20 protein-coding genes are annotated in these 16,851 nt (G+C 57.1%); 4 read left to right on the forward strand and 16 right to left on the reverse strand.

Going from position 1 to position 16,851, the window contains the following annotated elements; genetic code table 11:
- Positions 1 to 144: 144 nt before the first annotated feature.
- Entirely contained in the window at positions 145 to 1,161 is a 1,017-nt protein-coding gene (locus BST95_RS14680; RefSeq protein ID WP_084200313.1) for a zinc-dependent alcohol dehydrogenase, read from the reverse strand.
- 273 nt (positions 1,162 to 1,434) lie between these two features.
- Between BST95_RS14680 and BST95_RS14685 the strand changes: the two genes are divergently transcribed.
- Positions 1,435 to 1,866 carry a DoxX family protein gene (locus BST95_RS14685; RefSeq protein ID WP_084200314.1) on the forward strand — a complete coding sequence of 144 codons (432 nt, stop codon included), beginning with the start codon at positions 1,435 to 1,437 and terminating at the stop codon, positions 1,864 to 1,866.
- A gap of 27 nt (positions 1,867 to 1,893) precedes the next feature.
- Positions 1,894 to 2,850: a glutathione S-transferase family protein gene (locus tag BST95_RS14690; protein ID WP_084200315.1), complete on the forward strand. Its 957-nt coding sequence runs from the start codon at positions 1,894 to 1,896 to the stop codon at positions 2,848 to 2,850.
- 52 nt (positions 2,851 to 2,902) lie between these two features.
- Here BST95_RS14690 and BST95_RS14695 read toward each other — a convergent pair whose 3' ends face one another.
- The 3 genes from BST95_RS14695 to BST95_RS14705 form a co-directional block, all read right to left on the reverse strand.
- The gene (locus BST95_RS14695) at positions 2,903 to 3,682 is read right to left on the reverse strand and encodes an SDR family NAD(P)-dependent oxidoreductase (protein ID WP_084201189.1); all 780 of its coding nucleotides are present in this window, start codon (positions 3,680 to 3,682) and stop codon (positions 2,903 to 2,905) included.
- A 173-nt stretch (positions 3,683 to 3,855) separates the two neighbouring features.
- Positions 3,856 to 4,785, reverse strand: coding sequence for an alpha/beta hydrolase (locus tag BST95_RS14700; RefSeq protein ID WP_084200316.1), 930 nt, complete (start codon positions 4,783 to 4,785; stop codon positions 3,856 to 3,858).
- A gap of 87 nt (positions 4,786 to 4,872) precedes the next feature.
- On the reverse strand, positions 4,873 to 5,721 hold the full coding sequence (locus tag BST95_RS14705) for a helix-turn-helix domain-containing protein (RefSeq protein WP_066051577.1): 849 nt from the start codon (positions 5,719 to 5,721) through the stop codon (positions 4,873 to 4,875).
- Positions 5,722 to 5,796: 75 nt separating this feature from the next.
- Between BST95_RS14705 and BST95_RS14710 the strand changes: the two genes are divergently transcribed.
- Complete coding sequence (locus BST95_RS14710) at positions 5,797 to 7,602, forward strand: acyl-CoA dehydrogenase (protein WP_084200317.1); 1,806 nt, start codon at positions 5,797 to 5,799, stop codon at positions 7,600 to 7,602.
- Positions 7,603 to 7,687: 85 nt separating this feature from the next.
- On the opposite strand, the gene BST95_RS14715 is transcribed toward BST95_RS14710, so the two are convergent.
- The 7 genes from BST95_RS14715 to BST95_RS19800 form a co-directional block, all read right to left on the reverse strand.
- A complete protein-coding gene (locus tag BST95_RS14715) occupies positions 7,688 to 9,742 on the reverse strand; it encodes a S9 family peptidase (protein ID WP_229801583.1) in 2,055 nt (684 codons plus the stop codon).
- 77 nt (positions 9,743 to 9,819) lie between these two features.
- On the reverse strand, positions 9,820 to 10,731 hold the full coding sequence (locus BST95_RS14720; protein ID WP_084200318.1) for a hydroxymethylglutaryl-CoA lyase: 912 nt from the start codon (positions 10,729 to 10,731) through the stop codon (positions 9,820 to 9,822).
- Positions 10,724 to 11,929 carry a CaiB/BaiF CoA transferase family protein gene (locus BST95_RS14725; protein ID WP_084200319.1) on the reverse strand — a complete coding sequence of 402 codons (1,206 nt, stop codon included), beginning with the start codon at positions 11,927 to 11,929 and terminating at the stop codon, positions 10,724 to 10,726. Before BST95_RS14725 ends, BST95_RS14720 begins: the two co-directional genes overlap by 8 nt.
- Before the next feature lie 26 nt (positions 11,930 to 11,955).
- Positions 11,956 to 12,123, reverse strand: a complete 168-nt coding sequence (locus tag BST95_RS19790) for a hypothetical protein (protein WP_157114492.1) — start codon at positions 12,121 to 12,123, stop codon at positions 11,956 to 11,958.
- A 14-nt stretch (positions 12,124 to 12,137) separates the two neighbouring features.
- Entirely contained in the window at positions 12,138 to 12,374 is a 237-nt protein-coding gene (locus BST95_RS14730) for a hypothetical protein (RefSeq protein ID WP_084200320.1), read from the reverse strand.
- Positions 12,371 to 12,526 carry a hypothetical protein gene (locus BST95_RS19795; protein WP_157114493.1) on the reverse strand — a complete coding sequence of 52 codons (156 nt, stop codon included), beginning with the start codon at positions 12,524 to 12,526 and terminating at the stop codon, positions 12,371 to 12,373. The genes BST95_RS14730 and BST95_RS19795 overlap by 4 nt, the downstream gene beginning before the upstream one ends.
- A 413-nt stretch (positions 12,527 to 12,939) precedes the next feature.
- Positions 12,940 to 13,113: a hypothetical protein gene (locus BST95_RS19800; protein ID WP_157114494.1), complete on the reverse strand. Its 174-nt coding sequence runs from the start codon at positions 13,111 to 13,113 to the stop codon at positions 12,940 to 12,942.
- Between BST95_RS19800 and BST95_RS14740 the strand changes: the two genes are divergently transcribed.
- A complete protein-coding gene (locus BST95_RS14740) occupies positions 13,108 to 13,410 on the forward strand; it encodes a hypothetical protein (protein WP_084200322.1) in 303 nt (100 codons plus the stop codon). The genes BST95_RS19800 and BST95_RS14740 overlap by 6 nt on opposite strands.
- Positions 13,411 to 13,492: 82 nt before the next feature.
- Here BST95_RS14740 and BST95_RS14745 read toward each other — a convergent pair whose 3' ends face one another.
- From BST95_RS14745 to BST95_RS14765, 5 genes are all read right to left on the reverse strand, one after another.
- A complete protein-coding gene (locus BST95_RS14745) occupies positions 13,493 to 13,765 on the reverse strand; it encodes a PepSY domain-containing protein (RefSeq protein WP_084200323.1) in 273 nt (90 codons plus the stop codon).
- A gap of 164 nt (positions 13,766 to 13,929) precedes the next feature.
- Positions 13,930 to 14,331, reverse strand: coding sequence for a hypothetical protein (locus BST95_RS14750; protein WP_084200324.1), 402 nt, complete (start codon positions 14,329 to 14,331; stop codon positions 13,930 to 13,932).
- A 43-nt stretch (positions 14,332 to 14,374) separates the two neighbouring features.
- Positions 14,375 to 14,878 (reverse strand): GNAT family N-acetyltransferase, encoded by a 504-nt coding sequence (locus BST95_RS14755; protein ID WP_146004155.1) that lies wholly within the window; start codon positions 14,876 to 14,878, stop codon positions 14,375 to 14,377.
- Between the two features lie 42 nt (positions 14,879 to 14,920).
- Positions 14,921 to 15,337 (reverse strand): DoxX family protein, encoded by a 417-nt coding sequence (locus BST95_RS14760; protein WP_084200325.1) that lies wholly within the window; start codon positions 15,335 to 15,337, stop codon positions 14,921 to 14,923.
- A gap of 36 nt (positions 15,338 to 15,373) precedes the next feature.
- Positions 15,374 to 16,774 (reverse strand): M20/M25/M40 family metallo-hydrolase, encoded by a 1,401-nt coding sequence (locus BST95_RS14765; protein WP_084200326.1) that lies wholly within the window; start codon positions 16,772 to 16,774, stop codon positions 15,374 to 15,376.
- Positions 16,775 to 16,851: the final 77 nt, after the last annotated feature.

A 16,851-nucleotide genomic window follows, 5' to 3' on the forward strand; every position in this document is an offset into this window, starting at 1 on the left:
CACTTAGGCTGACGCCGACTTCGCCACCCGGGTGGCACTGCAGCCGCTGGCGGAAGTCATGTGTTTTCTGGCATCGGATGCGGCGAGCGCCGCACACGGCGCCCTACTTCCGATAAAAGACCTGGCCTGCCCCCTGGGTTACCGCTAACGCTGGCAGGCTACGAGCACCTTAAGTGCCTGGGCTTGGTCGCGCGCCATTGCCAACGCATCGGGAAACTCCGACAAGTCATAACGATGACTGACCAGCGGTGAAGGATTGACCTCACCGCTGGCCAGCATCTCGATCACCTGTGGGAATTCATCCGGATAGGCCATCGAGCCACTGACCTGAAGCTCCCGGAGCAGCAGGTTCACCAGATCAAATTCCACCGGCGCTTTGTGCACGCCCACTACAACCACGCGCGCATTCACCGGCGCCATATTCACGATCTGATTGAACACCGGGCCGGCACCCGTGGCCTCGAAGAACGCATCTGCTGCAGGCATGGGCATGCCCATGACGTCGCGGGTGCCCCAGCGCTCAGAGAGGAATTGGAACAGATCACCTTCGCTCGCCTTAAACGGTGCGGCGCCTAACTGGCTGGCGGTCTTGAGACGCTGCCCCGAGAGATCCACCACCACAATGTCATCAACACCGTAGTAGCGAGCCACGAGCACAATACCAAGACCGATAGGACCGGCTCCAAACACCACGACCCGATCCTGCGGGGTCAGCGACGCCTTGTGCACAGCGTGCATAGACACTGCCAGCGGCTCCACCAGTGCGCCCTGCTCGAAATCCAGGGTATCGGGCAGCTTGATCACGCTCTGCTCGTCCTGCGCTGCGCCCCTGACATGCAGCAGTGGTGTAAAACCACCCTCGGGGCCGCCATTGCCAATATGGTTGCTGTTGGCCACCGGATTAACGACAACCCGGTCACCGACGGCGACATGAGAGACATTGCTGCCAGCTTCCACCACAGTGCCGGAGAGTTCGTGGCCAAGGCGCATGGGCACACCAGGGCCGAGAAGACCACCCATGCTGATGTAACCCAAATCCGAGCCGCAGATACCGCACTGCTCGACTTTCACGATCACATCATCGGACGCCGCCTGAGGCGCATCCACCTCGGTCAATTTGACGCTGTCGACGCCGTCGACAACCACTTGCAAAATCCCCACTGTGAATCTCCTTATTGTTCAGCGCAGGCAGAGCCTGGCCCCGCATGCGCCTGGCGGCAGCAACTACCTCAACACATATGCGCAAATGGTAAACCATGACGCCAAAGTGCCAGTATGGGTATTGATACCCAAGCCACCGACCCACCTATATTTCTATTTTTTAGAATATATAAGCCGATTTAATGCGTTTTTATTTCGCTATTTTCGGACTTATAGTTTCTCCATCGCAGGCCACTACAGGCCGCAACCAAACGCATCCACTGGAGAGACACGATGACCACCGCAGAAATCAACCAACAACTTAACGCCGGCATTAGCGCTGCAATCCCCGCCGAGCTCACCGACCTACTGGCCAGAACCCTGATGGCAGCGCTTTTCATTCTCGCCGGACTGTCGAAGATTTCCGGATATGAAGGCAACCTCGCTTACATGGCCAGCGTGGGAGTTCCCGGCTTCCTGCTCCCCGCCGTGATCGCCCTCGAAGTGCTTGGCGGCGCGGCCCTGGTAGTCGGCTTCCAGACACGACTGGTTGCCATTCTGCTCGCCTTGTTCAGCATCGCATCCGGCGTACTGTTCCACTTAGATCTCGCCGACCAGATGCAGTTCATCATGCTCTTAAAGAACCTGGCGATGGCGGGCGGCTTGCTGGCCATAGCCAATGCGCGCCCCGGCGCCTTCACCCTCGACCGCAAACTGGGCGCGTAAGCGCCCTCCATACAGGAGGAAACAATCATGGGATTACTCGTAGACGGCAAGTGGCAGGACACCTGGTACGACACTAAATCTTCCGGCGGTAAGTTTGTGCGCGAGGATGCACAGTTCCGCCACTGGATTACCCCCGACGGCAGCGCCGGCCCCAGTGGTGAGGGTGGCTTCAAGGCAGAGCCAGGTCGGTACCATCTGTACGTATCATTGGCCTGTCCCTGGGCGCATCGCACCCTGATCATGCGCACCCTAAAGGGGCTTGAAGACCTTATTTCGGTCTCGGTGATCAGCCCGATCATGTTGGAAAACGGTTGGACCTACGACGAGACCACCGGCAGCTCTGGCGACGCATTGAACCAGCGCCAGTTCCACCATCAGGTCTACACCGATGCCGACAGCACTTACTCAGGCCGGGTCACAGTACCCGTCCTCTGGGACAAAGAGCGCAATACCATCGTCAACAATGAGTCCTCAGAAATTATCCGCATGCTCAACACAGCGTTTAATGACTTAACGGGCAATACAGATGACTACTACCCCGAGGCCATGCGCACAGGCATCGATGAGTGGAACGAGCGGATTTACCCGGCCGTGAACAACGGCGTGTACCGCGCTGGATTTGCCACCAGCCAGGACGCCTACGAAGAAGCCTACCAGGTTTTATTTGCCGAGCTGGATGCACTGGACGCACATCTGCAGAGCAATCGCTACCTCATGGGCGACACACTGACTGAGGCCGATATTCGATTGTTTACCACGCTGATTCGTTTTGACGCGGTGTATCACGGTCACTTCAAATGCAACCGGCAACGGCTGGAGGACTTCGCCGCCCTGCCGCGCTACATCCGCGATATTTATCAGCTAACCGGCGTGGCCGCGACAGTCGATTTCGATCACATCAAGCGCCACTACTATGCCTCGCACCTGATGATTAACCCCACCGGCGTGGTACCCGCAGGGCCTGATATCGACTACATGAGCTGATACAAAAAAAGGGAGTGGCCAGGCCACTCCCTTTTTGTCATCGTCGCAGGACTTACTTGGGCGGCATACGGATACCACCGTCCATACGAATGACTTCAGCATTCATATAGGGGTTGGTAATACACTCCATGACCGTGAATGCCAGCTCTTCGCCGACACCCAGACGTTTGGGGAACAGTACTGAGGCACCAAGCTTAGCCTTGAACGCTTCGGCGTGTTCGCCTTCACCGTAGATCGGCGTATCAATCAGACCGGGCGCTACCGTATTCACTCGAATACCAGCAGAGCTCAGGTCACGGGCAATCGGCAAAGTCATGCCCACTACACCGCCCTTGGAAGCCGAGTAGGAAGCCTGGCCGATCTGGCCGTCAAAGGCGGCGCAGGAAGCGAGGTTAACAATTGCGCCACGAGCGCCATCTGCATCCATGGGCTCTGTTTTGGCCATAGCCGCAGCAGCACGACTCAATACGTTAAAGGTACCAATCAGGTTGACCTGAATGACAAATTCGAAGCCCTTGAGATCCATGGGGTCGTTGTTGCGATCGATGGTACGCGCAGGCAGCCCCAGCCCCGCAGAGTTAACACAGGCCCGCAGGGGGCCAAGCTCACAGGCAGCCGCTATGGCGGCGTCGGCATCTTCAGTCTTGGTAACGTCACACTTAACGAACACACCGCAGATTTCTTCAGCGACCTGCTTACCTTTTTCTTCGTTGAGATCAGCGATGACCACTTTGGAGCCGGCCTCAGCCAGCTGACGTGCGGTCGCCTCGCCGATGCCGGAAGCACCGCCGGTAACAATGGACGAACTACCCTGCAGATTCACTCTTGGCATGATGATTTCCTTGATAACTGAGTTAGAAATTGAGTCGGTATCTGGTTCCGAGGGCCGCATAGTACCCCACTTCAGGCGGATTGAACCTGACCGCAGGTGACAACAACATTTACCGCAGGTGACGCCCTACAAGATCGGTTCGGCTGCGCGCAGACGGCGCCGCAAGGGCCTGGCTACGTCTCGATAGCCAGGGTGCGCCGCAGGAACGTGGCATGTGCTGCCATATAGTCCCGGGTAACCTGGGCTTGCCGTGCAATGATTTCGAACCCGTGAAAGCCGCCAGGGGCGGTATGGAACTCGCAGGCAACACCTGCTGCACGCAGGCGCTCTGCATAGTGCGTGGATTCGTCGTAGAACAGGTCCGCATCACCAATCCCAATCCAGGTTTCAGGCAGGCCTGTCAGGTCCTGGCGCCTGGCGGGAACCGCGTACTCACGCACCTCAGGCTCACCGGGGGCGTGCCCGAGAAAGTGGCCCCAGCCTGCGCGGTTACTCTGGTTATTCCACACCGCGTGCTTGATCGCATCCAGTTGAGTATTAGCGGCGGTCTCGTCGTCCAGCATCGGGCAGAACAGCCCCTGGGCCACAGGTTGCACCCCGCCTTCATCGCGGATGCGATGCGCCAGTAAGGCGGTGAGACAACCGCCTGCACTCATACCAGAGATGGCGATGCGGGCAGGGTCCACACCCAGCGAAGGCGCCTGCTGCTGGAGCCATAGCCAGGCGGCATAGCAATCATCTGGAGCCGCAGGATACGGATATTCGGGCGCGAGGCGGTAATCCACCGACACCACCACTACGCCAAGGTTCTGCACCCACTGGAGACACTGATAATCATCCATAGGGACGCTGCCGATTATCAGCCCACCACCGTGAATCCACAGAACTGCCGGGCCTGTCCCGCCACCCTCGGGGGCATAAACCCGGACACCGAAGTCGCCGCAATCGTGGTCGTTGACGACCACGCCCGCAGGGGGCGTCAGGCTCTTAGTCCGCCCTGTAATCCGCTTGCCCAGCCACAGCACCCACCCCCAGTCGAGACGAATACCAGGGAGACGCTTAAAGATGCCGCGCAATTCAGGGTTAATGCGTTCAATATCCAAAATCTGCTTTCCTCAGGGTGGGTTTACGAAACAATCGAGGCATTGAACGGTGCCAGAAAATTCGGCCGCCGAAAAGATCGACACCAATCAATAGGCCAACAAAGGATGCCGCAGGTCGCCTTGCACAAGCACCGAGAGGTCGACGGCTTCGTCTTCCGGGTACAGGGTATTAATCGTCAGATTAGGTTCAGACACATAGGCGTTAGGTCCCATGGCACCAACAGTCTGACTGACGTTGAAAAACGTTTGTGATACGCCGTCAACTTCCAACTGTATGCGATAGCTTGCCATGGGCTCCAGACTCGCGCCCCGCTCACGCCAGTCTTCCGGCACATTGGGCGAGTTCATCAATCGGTCCAGTTGAGCCTGATCTTCTTCACTTCCACGCATCAGCGCAGCCTGTTGCAGCGACATGAGAATTACCGACAAGGTGTCTTCCCATCCGTTCTTCATTGTTGCTGCCCCCTGGCGACTGAATAGAAAGTCAAAATGATTGCTGACCTGACTCAGCGATGCTTCGCCTATAGCATTACTGAACAGCCCCACCCAGCCACGATTGACCATAAGAATATTACTGGCACCATCGATCAGCGTTGCCGGGTATGGGTCGAGGGCCCGCAATGTCATGGTCATCGCCTTGCGCAGCCAGCGCATTTGTGGCGCGTGGAAATCCACCCTGGTGACATTGGGGTTGAAGCCCGCCGCTATGAGCAGATGGTTCGTATCTCGTTCGCCGAGGGCCAGCTCCCTGGCTATGCCAAGCACCAGCGCCTTGCTGGGCAGGGAACGACCATTTTCTAATCGGCTGATATGGCGCGGGGAAGAATCTAGCTTCGAGGCCAGCGTTTCCTGGTTCATTGCCCGCACCCCACGCCAGAATTTGAGCAGGCGCCCGAAAGGGAGTTCGATGGCAGTGTAGGAGGCAGAACCGGACATGGTATGTCATGTTATCTTCGCTCCGGATTCGCCACAATAGCCATCACAACTGCAATGCAAACAAAGAGGTAAACCATGCCCGCCCCCTTGATGAGCGATCGCGACCTGGAATTCATGCTGTATGAACTGTTCGATACCGAGGCGTTGACGCAGCGCGCCCAATACGCAGACCATAACCGGGAAACTTTTGACGCCACTCTGGGCACGGCCAAAACCGTGGCAGAGAAGGTGCTGCTGCCGTTCCGGCAGAAGGCCGACAACGAACAGCCCACGTTCGACGGTGAAAAGGTACACATGATCCCCGACATCAAGGTCGGCGTGGACGCTATCATTGAATCGGGCCTGGCCACTCCCACTGCAAGTTACGAGACAGGTGGTATGCAACTGCCCTATATCGTAGCCAATGCCGCAACATCCTATCTGGTGGCTGCCGGTGGTGTTGCGACCGGCTATACCGGCCTGACGACCGCCAATGCAAACCTCATTGAAGCGCACGGCAACCAGGAGCAGATTGAAAAGTGGGTGCATCCCATGCGTTCGGGCCGCTTCGCCGGCACCATGGCAATGACCGAACCCGGCGCCGGTTCCGGCCTCGCCGACCTTACCACCACCGCGGTCAAACAGGCTGATGGAAGTTTCCGTGTCTCTGGCAGCAAGATTTTCATTTCCGGCGGCGACCATGAACTCAACGAGAATATCGTGCATCTGGTACTGGCCCGAGTGAAAGGCGCGCCCAAAGGCGTGAAAGGTATCTCGCTGTTTATTGTTCCGAAATTCTTGGTCAACGACGACGGTTCTGTCGGCGAGCGCAACGAAGTCGCCCTGGCCGGGCTGTTCCACAAGATGGGCGGCCGAGCCCAGACATCGACCGCGCTCAGCTTCGGTGAGCAGGACGGAGCCGTTGGCTATCTTGTCGGCGAAGAGAACAAGGGGCTGATGTACATGTTCCACATGATGAACGAAGCGCGCATCATGGTGGGATCATCCGCTGCCGTCACTGGCGTGGCAGGCTACCAGTACTCGCTGGACTACGCCAAAGAGCGCCCCCAGGGCCGTTTGCTGTCAGAGAAAGATCCGCATGCGCCGCCGGTTAACATCATTGAGCACCCGGACATCCGCCGCATGCTACTTGCACAGAAGGCCTACGCTGAAGGCGCACTCGCACTGTGCCTCTACGGCAGCTACCTGGTGGACGATGAAAAAACCGCCGCGACCGAGGAAGAGCGCCAGGCCGCTCATACACTGCTCGACTTCCTCACGCCAATCATCAAGACCTGGCCCTCTGAATACGGGCCCAAAGCCAACTACTTTGCGATCCAGGTACTCGGTGGCCATGGCTACATCAACGAACATCCGGTGGAAATGTTCTACCGCGACAACCGCCTGAATCCGATTCACGAAGGTACCACCGGCATTCAGTCCATGGATTTGCTGGGGCGCAAAGTGCCCATGAATGGTTTTGCCGGTTACACCGCGTGCTTGAATGAGATCGAAAAAACGATTGCCCTGGCTGCCTCGCGCGACAATCTTAGCGCCTACGCGACACAGTTGGCGGATGCCGTCACCCTGCTCAAGTCAACTACAGAAGCCGTGCTGGGCGCCACCCAGTCGCAGAATATTGACGCGGTATTCTCCAACTCTGTGCAGTACCTGGAGATGTTTGGTCACGTGGTCATTGCCTGGCTATGGCTGAAGCAGGCCTGCGTCGCAGACCTTGCCCTGGAGCAGCAACCTCACGAAGCCGATGAACAGTTCTATCGCGGTAAGTTACAGGCCATGCAGTACTTCTTCCGCATTGAGCTTCCCGAGATCCGGCACTGGGCCAAGATCATTGGCGAGGTGGATACAACCAGCTACGACATGCAGGCCGCCTGGTTCTAAATCAGGGCAACACAAAAAAGGCGTTAACGCGCTATGTGCGTTAACGCCTGTCCACACAATGAATAAAAGTTACCCGCGGTAAGTGCTAGCCGGCACCGTCACTCTGTTCTGGCTGGTAGCGTTCAAACCAGGCCAGAATAGCGGCCACTTTCCCCAATAACTGGCTGGGGCGCTTCGCAATACTGTGCGAGGCACCCGGCATTCTCACTATGGCGGTATCTACGCCCTGCAGTTTCAGTGCCGCATAGTACTGCTCGGTTTCCCACATGGGTGTGCGCCAATCAGACTGCCCTGTTAACAGCATGGTGGGCGTGGTCACATTACCCACAAGCGACAACGGGGATCGCTCCCAATAACGCTCAGGGTTTTCCCAGGGCATTTCGCCGAACCAGTAACGGGCAAAGAACGTGGTCATGTCTGCCGACAGCACAAAGCTGGTCCAATTAATCACCGGCTTGGCGACCACCGCAGCGCGGAAGCGGTCGGTCTTACCGACGATCCAGGCCGTCAGCGTGCCGCCACCGCTGCCGCCGGTGACATAGATTTGATCTTCATCCACATAGCCCTTGGCCAGCAGACCATCAACCGCTGACATCAGATCGTCGTAGTCTTCACTCGGATAGTTGTGGTGAATCTCATCGATAAACGCCTGACCGTAGCTGGTGCTGCCGCGGGGGTTGGCGTAGAGCACCACATAGCCCGCCGCTGCAAACAGCTGCACTTCGGACGAGAAGTGCGGACCATAGGCGGTTGATGGGCCGCCGTGAATCTCCAGGATCATCGGGTACTTTTTGGTCGGATCAAAACCCGGCGGCTTCACAATCCAGCCCTGGATATCCAGGCCATCGTGAGAGGATGTTACCCACATCTCTTCAACCTGCCCCAGCTCGCGCTGGGAGAGGATGTTTTGGTTAAGCTGGGTGATCTGCTCGCCGGCACGATTGGCGCGGCCGCTGGCCAGCTCCGCCGGTGAGTACGGGCCACCCACGGTATAGGCCATCACGTCCTTGCCGCCCACATCAAATTGAGCGCCGGTGTAGGGGCGACCAAAGGCCACGCTGCCCAGGGCGCGCGTAATCTCTTTGAGATTGCCAGACAAATCCGTGCTGGCCAGTACCGTGTCGCCCTTGTCGTCATAGCTGATGTAGAGACGCTTGCTATTGGCTGACCAGCGCACCGCCGTGACACCGCGATCGAGATCGGGAAGCACTGCGCGCGATTTGCCGGACGACAGATCCATCACGTACACATCGTTTTGATCAGCCGCCAGTTCCTCGTCGTCATAGCCAAGGTAGGCCAGCTTGCGACCATCCGGTGAGACCCTGGGGCTGCTGTCCGGGCCCTTGCGATCGGTGAGCTGTTCGATTTCACCAGTTGCCACGTCAAGACGGTAGAGCTCTGACTCACGCGCCTGGTAAAGCCAATCGTCATCGGTATTCGCCGAGAGATACAAAGCCTTGCTGTCGCTACCCCAACTGAGGCTGCTGCTGTAATTGAAGTCACCAGAGGTCACCTGGCGCACGCTACCGCCGTTGGTAGACACCAGGAACACATGGGTGTGCCCGGGCCTGATCTCCCCTGCCCCGTCAAAGCGGAACACCGGCTTGTTGACCACCGTGGGTGGTTTTGCCCACTTAGCCCCCTTGGGGGCCGCGGGCAGGCTGCCAATAGTTTCTGCCTTGGCCGGCACTTTCATGGTGAAGGCAATCCAATTGCCATCGGGCGAAAAAGCGAGATTACCAGGCGACGCCGGCAACCGCGTCAGCTGCGCGGTGTGGCCACTGTCGAGCCAATGCATAAATATCTGCGCGCCGGTGTCGTCGCTGGCCACCCAGGCCAACCGATTATCATCCGGCGCCACCGCCAGCGACCCGGCATTCATTGCCCCGGACGTAATCGGCCGGTGCTGCCCCCCATCGCTGTCGATCATCCACACATTGGTGCGGCGTCGGTCCTGCATAATATCCATGGATTGGCGCAGATAAAAAATGCTCTCGCCATTACCGCTCACAACAGGCTGGGTGGCTTGCTGAAGCTGGAAGATGTCTTCGGGTTGCAGGGGTGAGAGGCTGTAAGTGGAGGCACTAAAGGCCATTAAAAGCGCACAGGCGCCGCCAAGCAGGGTGGGTTTGTTACGCAATGGAGTGTTCCTGTCATATGCATTAAAGCAGGAAAGTATAGAGCAAAAAAAACGCCGGTGAGTGACCCGCGTTCAGATTAAGCGCGTTGCTTTTCTAACCAGGGCCCCAACCAGGGCTTGGCTCGCCCGCCGGGCGCCGTGCCCGTGAGCTGCTCAGAGAGATCCGACGCACGCAGCAGTGCCTCCAGATCGATACCGGTGCCGACGCCCATTTGCTCCAGCATCATCACTACATCTTCGCTGGCCACATTGCCGCTGGCACCGGGTGCAAACGGACAGCCGCCGAGGCCGCCGATGGAAGCGTCGAAGCGATAAATACCGGATTCCAACGCGGCAAACACCAGCGCCAGGCCCATGGCGCGGGTGTCGTGGAAATGGCAGCCGAGGCGATCTGCGCCGTGCTCTGCCACCAGGTCGGCAGTGAGTGAGCGCACCTCCATGGGATTGGCAGCGCCGATGGTATCAGCTAGAACCAGTTGCTCAATACCGGTATCCGTAAAACGGCGCACAATGTCTTTGACTACACCTGGATCGGTGGGCCCATCAAAGGGGCAGCAAAAAGCGGTGGCAATCGCGGCGACAACAGAAACACCGTCATTCTTCGCCATCTCGAGAATCTGGCCCGTGGCCTCTTCCGCCTCGGCAATGCTCATCTTCACGTTGCGTTGAGCCATGCCTTCACTGGCGTACAACACCATATTCACCGTGCGCACACCGGCATCCCGCGCCAGCTCATAGCCTTTGCGATTGGGAATGAGTGCACTGTAATGCACGCCGTCGTCGGTCGGCAGGCGCCGCACCAGTTCATCAGTGCCCGCCATGGCAGGCACCGCTTTGGGCGATACGAAGCTGCCTACTTCGATGTTTTTAACACCGGCAGCGGCGATCGATTCGATGAGCGCCAGGCGCTCATCGATGGTGAGAATCTTGGGCTGATTCTGGAGCCCATCGCGGGGCCCCACATCAGTAAAGACAATGCGATCAATCACCGATCACGCCCTCTTCCTTTAACTTGGCCATTTCGTCGTCACCCAGTTCGAGAATGCCCTTGAGCACTTCGTCGTTGTGGCTGCCGATGTCGCCGCCGGCCCAGTCGGTACGCCCGGGCGTGCCCTGCATTTTGGGCAGAATGGCGGGAATCTTCAGGGGCTTGCCGTCGATCTCTACCGATTCGAACATACCGCGTGCGTTGTAGTGCTCGTCCGCAACCATATCTTCGACACTGTAGATCGGCCCCACAGGTACACGGACCTCTTCCAGCACCTCAATGATGTGCTTGGAGCTATGACCTGCACACCAGTCCGCCAATGCAGCGTCGATTTCTTCCTGGTGGATCACACGGCCGGCGTTGTCTGCCATCTCAGGGTGCTCACCCAGATCGGAACGGCCTGCAGCCGCCATCAGGCGCTTATATATGGAATCGCCGTTACCGCCAATCACCACATGTTTACCGTCGTCGCACAGGTAGGTGTTGGTGGGCACAATGCCGGTCACCGTGGTGCCGGAAGGACTGCGAATCGCGCCCGCACCGTCATATTCCGGCACAATGCCTTCCATCAGGTTGAAGATAGATTCGTACAGGGCCACGTCGATCACCTGCCCCTCGCCGCCGGGCTTGGAGCGCTGGATAATCGCCAGGGCAATACCCAGTGCCGCGTGAATCGCTGACAGGGTGTCACCCATGCTGATATTGGTGCGAATAGGCGGCTTGCCCTCTTCGCCGTTAATGTAACGGAAGCCGCCAAAGCCTTCGGTCACTGAAGCGTAACCGGGCTTGGATGCGTAGGGACCGTCCTGGCCGTAACCGGAAATGCGCGCGTAGATCAGGCCGGGGTTTACCGCTTTCATGGTGTCCGGGCCAATGCCCCATTTTTCCATCATGCCGGGACGGAAATTCTCAACCACCACATCGGCGGTGGTAATCAGATCCTTGGCCAGTTGCTGGCCACGCTCGGATTTCAGGTCCAGGGTCACACTCTTCTTGTTGCGACCCAGGCTTCGCCACCAATAGGCCATACCGTTATCGTCAAGCAGGCGCCAGCCGCGCACCGGATCGCCGGTAGGCGGTTCAACCTTAATCACCTCTGCCCCGAAGTAACCGAGGATCGTGCCGGTGAAAGGGCCGGCCAACAGCTGACCCATTTCAATGACACGAATACCCTCCAGGGGCCTTACGGCGTTAGACATCTTTTGCTCCTTAGCGTTTAGGCAACTTAAATCCCAGCTTTGCCGCGGTTCTCTCCGCGCATCGGCTTACAAAACAGGACCGGCGCATTCGCAAGCCCTTCTACCCTATCTTCCGGAACCTTCAAGGTACCGGCATCAATCAGCGGCGCCACAGCATCCAAAAACTCCTGGCGCAGGCCTTCAAAGTCATACATCACCAGGCCATAGACTACGGTCCGGGCAATATTCCACAGCACAAGCGGCGGCCCCGACCCGGCGCTACCGAGCCCGACAAGTGACGGCCGGCAATCTGCTCGCGCATGTATGGATTCAGCGTCAGTTGTTGCGTTTCTACAAGGACATCATCGTCACCCAGTGCCCGCAACGCAACCTCGGCCACCTGGAAGTGATGCTCTTCGGGGAAACCTTCAGGCGTGCTCGACAATTGTACCTCTGTTGTTTTCATCCACCATCCTTAAAGCTGTGCAGCGCCTGTTGCACTACCTGGTAACGCGTCTCGATACCCGCAGGCGCGTCGATAAGTTCGATATTGTCTGCCATAGACGCCGCGCGCAGGCGATCACCGTACGCCCGCGACAATGCACCCTGCCACATCATCACCTTCACCGGTTGCTCAACCGCCGCCTGTTTTTCTGGTCGCTCATTGGCAAGCGCGGCCTTGTAAGCTCAGGCATAATCCGGCCCCGCCATTAGATAGGCCCGCACCGTCGCTTCGAGGACCTCCCGCGGTGGCTCTAGCGCCGATATAAGCGCCGCTTACGAGGTGCCTTACCAGGGAAAATGGAACATCTGCGGGGCGATCTGCCGCGCCTGACTGATATGCGAGCCATCTCCAGGCGGCCTCAGACCCTTGAAACATGGCGCGATCGCCGCTTGCCGCTCTTCATCAGATGACGCCGCGATGTTCTCCGACACAATGCTAATGAAGTAATCCGAGTACGATTTGGCTGATTCTATGGCCAGCTGAGCCCCGTTGCAGTGCCACATAGCAAAAAATGGCCATCTTCCAGTCACCCAAGTATCTCGCCGAGTACCTCGACATCTGGCTTGAGGGTGTCTTCTGGCTGTGCCGGCGGGTCACTGTCGCGGTACCCTGGCGCATCCAGGGCAATGACATCGAAGTCATTCGCCGGAAATTGCGCAAACGGTGCCAGAAAAGCCGAGGCCAGCGGTGAGGGGTGCAATATGACTACCCGCTGCCCGGTGCCTGTTCGACGGTGATGCAACTGTCGACCATTGGCCAGCGTGAGCTACTCGCGTTGCAGACTCAGGACTCGCCGAAGCCCAGTACACCGGGGGTTATTATGCAGTGGGAGTCGAGGGTACCCTTGCGCCTCAGCATGAGGGCGCGATTTCCCGGCATGGGCCCCTCGCGGATGGACGAGCAGGGTCTACTGCGCTTCCTGAGAACGCGCGCCATTATGATCCAACGGGACAAGCCCGCCTCGATGGCGGTGTTGGGTAAGCGCCTGATTCACTGAGATAGCTGCGTTGCGCAACACGCGCACTGCATGGTTAGACAGCCATATGACCTGGAGGCTGTGCTCACACAGCTTAGTAAACCTATTTGTCGGGCCGGTCAGAAATAATATCGCCGCTCAAAGGGTCGACCTTGAGCTCACGCTTTTCCGCCCCTTTATAGACTTCAGCCTCCCAGACACCATCATCTATCGACACCTCAACAATGGGCGCATAACCCTTTGCTTCAATAGACTTGACGATCTCCGACAAGGGAATAGCGTCTGCAGGTGGCTTCTCACCGGCAACGGCGATTGTTGCACCGAGGAGCACGCAGGCGCCGGCAACTGAAGAGATACGGAGTAATGATTTATTCATGCTACCTTCCTGTTAATTTCAATGTAATAACCATCGGCATTGCTTGCTCTACACCAGCTAAACAAAGCCGCACTCAGGCTTCATTATAGACATGCGGCCAATATTGAAAGTGGAGGAAAAGACTATTTCTCGTGGCTAATCACCGCTTAGCCAGTCGCACCGAATCACGCCGCTGGATAACTCAGATAGGCGTAGTCGATAAGCATGTAGAAAAATGGCAGGTTCATCAGGCTTAGCACCACAAAACTGATGGCAAACTTGCGCGGCGCGAGCTCTGACTTCATCCACTGAAACTTAGGCATCCAATAGCTGGCTAGAGATAGCAGAATGAAAACCACGGCATATGCCTGCCAAAAGACCTGACCGAACAGAGCCGACTGGAATACGTAGCCGAAACTCCCGAGCAACGCGACCAGCATAAAGGGCATCATCAGAGCTTCCTCTATCTGCACAGCATCAGGGGTACGATCGTAGCTACCCCGGAGTTTCATCAGAATCTTTGTCGCCAGCGACAGCAAGAGCAGGCCCGCGAACACGAACGTGTAAATTTTGAAGAAGGTCATCATCGACTAATCCTTGCCGGTTCACTAAACATTCATCCCGCCCTGTCTAGAGATGCTTCACCATTACCGTCGTATTGCGGGAGCCGGTAGACCGTTTGTCCGGATCATAGAAGGTTTCCACGAGCGCAAAACCCGCTTTCCGCATCATCCCTGCAGAGGCCAGATTTTCTTCGTGCCGCTCTATATACACCGCTTTACAGGCCTCACTGGCGGCCACTGAAAATGCTTCTTCCAGTAGAAGAGTGCCATACCCCTTACCCGCTAGATCACGACTGACAACGACATCATTGATATAGGCGACCTCTGCGAGATTCGCATACTTTGCCAACCTGGCGGGACTCTGCGCACCAAAGATCAGCACAGCGAAACCGAGAATTCGCGTGTCTTCCACAATCACCGCCGTGGCTTTGCCCTCACGAATTAATGCCATCTGATCATCAACACTCTCGTCCGTCAGGTAATTCCATTCGTTGGGACCTTCAGCAAACAGCAGGGTTCGCATGGCCGACAGGTCAGCTGAAGTGAGGGGCCTTGTGTGAACATTTATCATACTTTCCGTGATCAATACGACGTTGCATATCCGCTTTTAGAATCAGACATGTGCTTTGTCGCTCTGCCACCAACCACGGGTTGTAAGCGGACGAGGCAGCGCGTAACCGGCAATCACTAACAAACCCGCCAGGATCCCAAGATTTTTGACAAAGTTCTGCATTTCCCTGGCCACCATATCATCACTCATGGCCCAGAAGTTATGCAGCATTAGGTTTACAAGCAGCACATAGACGACAAAGCCATAGGCTACCAATTTCACATATCTGCCCGTCATTAACAGAGCGCCGCCCACGACGCTAACAATGCCGGCAAACAGTAATAGCTGGGGCGCATAAGCGATATCGTGGACCTGCATATAGCTTGTGAGCCTTTCAGAATCTGCGAACTTCTGAATACCAGGTATAAAAAAGTAGAGGCCTAAAAGAAACCGCCCCGCGGCAATACTCGCTGCATCCATATCCTTAAATCTCCCCCATAGTTACTTCAACTAATCTTATTCTGCGCCACCTGTCAGTTCACGAATAATTATGCTCCAGTGATCCAACGCGCCGTAGAAAGTGGCCTTGGGCACTCGCTCATTCAGGCCGTGGGCGAACATCTCGTCAGGGTTCATAAAGATGCCGCTCACCGCCCAGGTGGGAATACCGGCTCTGCGAAAGTGCATGCCATCCGTACCGCCTGATTCCATATAAGGCATGACTCGGATATCGGGGTAGCGGCTGTAAACCGCTTTAGTCACGGCCAACATCACATCTTCCCTTGGCGTAGAGACCGGGCTCTCGATAACATCGGTAAGCAGCTCAAACTGTATTCCGTCATTGGCCACTACCTCTTTGAGCACATGCTCCACCTCGGCGGCACTGGTGCCCGGGAATATCCGGCAGTTCACCGTGGCGGTCGCAGACTGCGGCAAGGCATTCTCCGCGTGCCCTGCACGCAGCATGGTCACCACACAGGTAGTGCGGGTGGACCCGACATAGGATGACTCACGAAAAAGACGATCGCTGGCCTGCTCATTATTGGGATCATAGGAAAATGCGATCATCGCCTCACCCAGCTCGCCGCCGATCAGCTCTCCTGTCTCTTTAAAGTAAGCCCGCGTCATTTCGCTCCACTGCACCGGAAAGCGATAGCCCTGAATGTTCGTTATGGCGCTGGCGAGATCGTAAATAGCATTGTCGAGGCGTGGACGTGAACTGTGACCACCCGGGTTAGTCGCTGTAATCTCCCAGGTTGAGTAGGTTTTCTCTGCTGCCTGAACCGCGTAGACAATGGGGTCACCTTTCGCGTTGAGTTCGCCGCCGCCAGCGTCCGAATTCAGGGCGTACTCCGCCTCAAGGATGTCCGGTCGCTTCTGTGCAAAGTAGCGCGTGGTGACCATTGCGCTCTCCTCATCACCGGTAAACACCAGAATGAGGTCCCGGTCGGGCACAAAGCCCTCTTCCTTGAGGCGAATAAACGTAGAGGTGAGCTGGGCTATGCCAAACTTGTTATCAACCGTGCCACGCGCGTAGAAGTTCTTTTCGTCTTCCGTCAGCTTGAACGGCGGACGCTCCCAATCCTCAGCCAGCGCCTCTACGACATCCATATGACCCAGAAAGAGAATGGGCTTTTTACCCGAGCTACCGTCACCACGATAACGCGCGACCAGGGCGCCGAAGCCAAACAGCTCGACCACTTCCACATCGTCCTTTGGCAGGCCGCCCGCAGTGAGCTGATCAGCCAGATACTGAGCGACGGGGACCGTATTGCCTTTGCTCTTGGAAGTATCGATTTCAATGATATGGCGATAAATGTCCAACGTCCTCACCGCGTGGTGAGAGCGGATAGGTTCAGCGGCCTGTGCACCAAGCGCGCTGACCAGTGCGAAAGCGGTGAATACAAGTCGGATCATGGATATTCCCCTGTGCGAGACTTTTCAAGAATGTCAGCATGCGGCTATAGAGGCAAGTGGCGCTCGAGCAATCTACG

The sequence above is a fragment of the Halioglobus japonicus genome (genome assembly GCF_001983995.1).
GTDB classification, from domain to species: Bacteria; Pseudomonadota; Gammaproteobacteria; order Pseudomonadales; family Halieaceae; genus Halioglobus; species Halioglobus japonicus.

Coding starts and splice junctions, on each gene's coding strand:
- BST95_RS14685 (WP_084200314.1), top strand. CDS start 1,435: ATGACCACCGCAGAAATCAACCAACAACTTAACGCCGGCATTAGCGCT.
- BST95_RS14690 (WP_084200315.1), top strand. CDS start 1,894: ATGGGATTACTCGTAGACGGCAAGTGGCAGGACACCTGGTACGACACT.
- BST95_RS14695 (WP_084201189.1), bottom strand. CDS start 3,682: ATGCCAAGAGTGAATCTGCAGGGTAGTTCGTCCATTGTTACCGGCGGT.
- BST95_RS14705 (WP_066051577.1), bottom strand. CDS start 5,721: ATGTCCGGTTCTGCCTCCTACACTGCCATCGAACTCCCTTTCGGGCGC.
- BST95_RS14710 (WP_084200317.1), top strand. CDS start 5,797: ATGCCCGCCCCCTTGATGAGCGATCGCGACCTGGAATTCATGCTGTAT.
- BST95_RS14725 (WP_084200319.1), bottom strand. CDS start 11,929: ATGTCTAACGCCGTAAGGCCCCTGGAGGGTATTCGTGTCATTGAAATG.
- BST95_RS19790 (WP_157114492.1), bottom strand. CDS start 12,123: ATGTATGACTTTGAAGGCCTGCGCCAGGAGTTTTTGGATGCTGTGGCG.
- BST95_RS14730 (WP_084200320.1), bottom strand. CDS start 12,374: ATGAAAACAACAGAGGTACAATTGTCGAGCACGCCTGAAGGTTTCCCC.
- BST95_RS19795 (WP_157114493.1), bottom strand. CDS start 12,526: ATGATGTGGCAGGGTGCATTGTCGCGGGCGTACGGTGATCGCCTGCGC.
- BST95_RS14745 (WP_084200323.1), bottom strand. CDS start 13,765: ATGAATAAATCATTACTCCGTATCTCTTCAGTTGCCGGCGCCTGCGTG.
- BST95_RS14750 (WP_084200324.1), bottom strand. CDS start 14,331: ATGATGACCTTCTTCAAAATTTACACGTTCGTGTTCGCGGGCCTGCTC.
- BST95_RS14755 (WP_146004155.1), bottom strand. CDS start 14,878: ATGATAAATGTTCACACAAGGCCCCTCACTTCAGCTGACCTGTCGGCC.
- BST95_RS14760 (WP_084200325.1), bottom strand. CDS start 15,337: ATGGATGCAGCGAGTATTGCCGCGGGGCGGTTTCTTTTAGGCCTCTAC.
- BST95_RS14765 (WP_084200326.1), bottom strand. CDS start 16,774: ATGATCCGACTTGTATTCACCGCTTTCGCACTGGTCAGCGCGCTTGGT.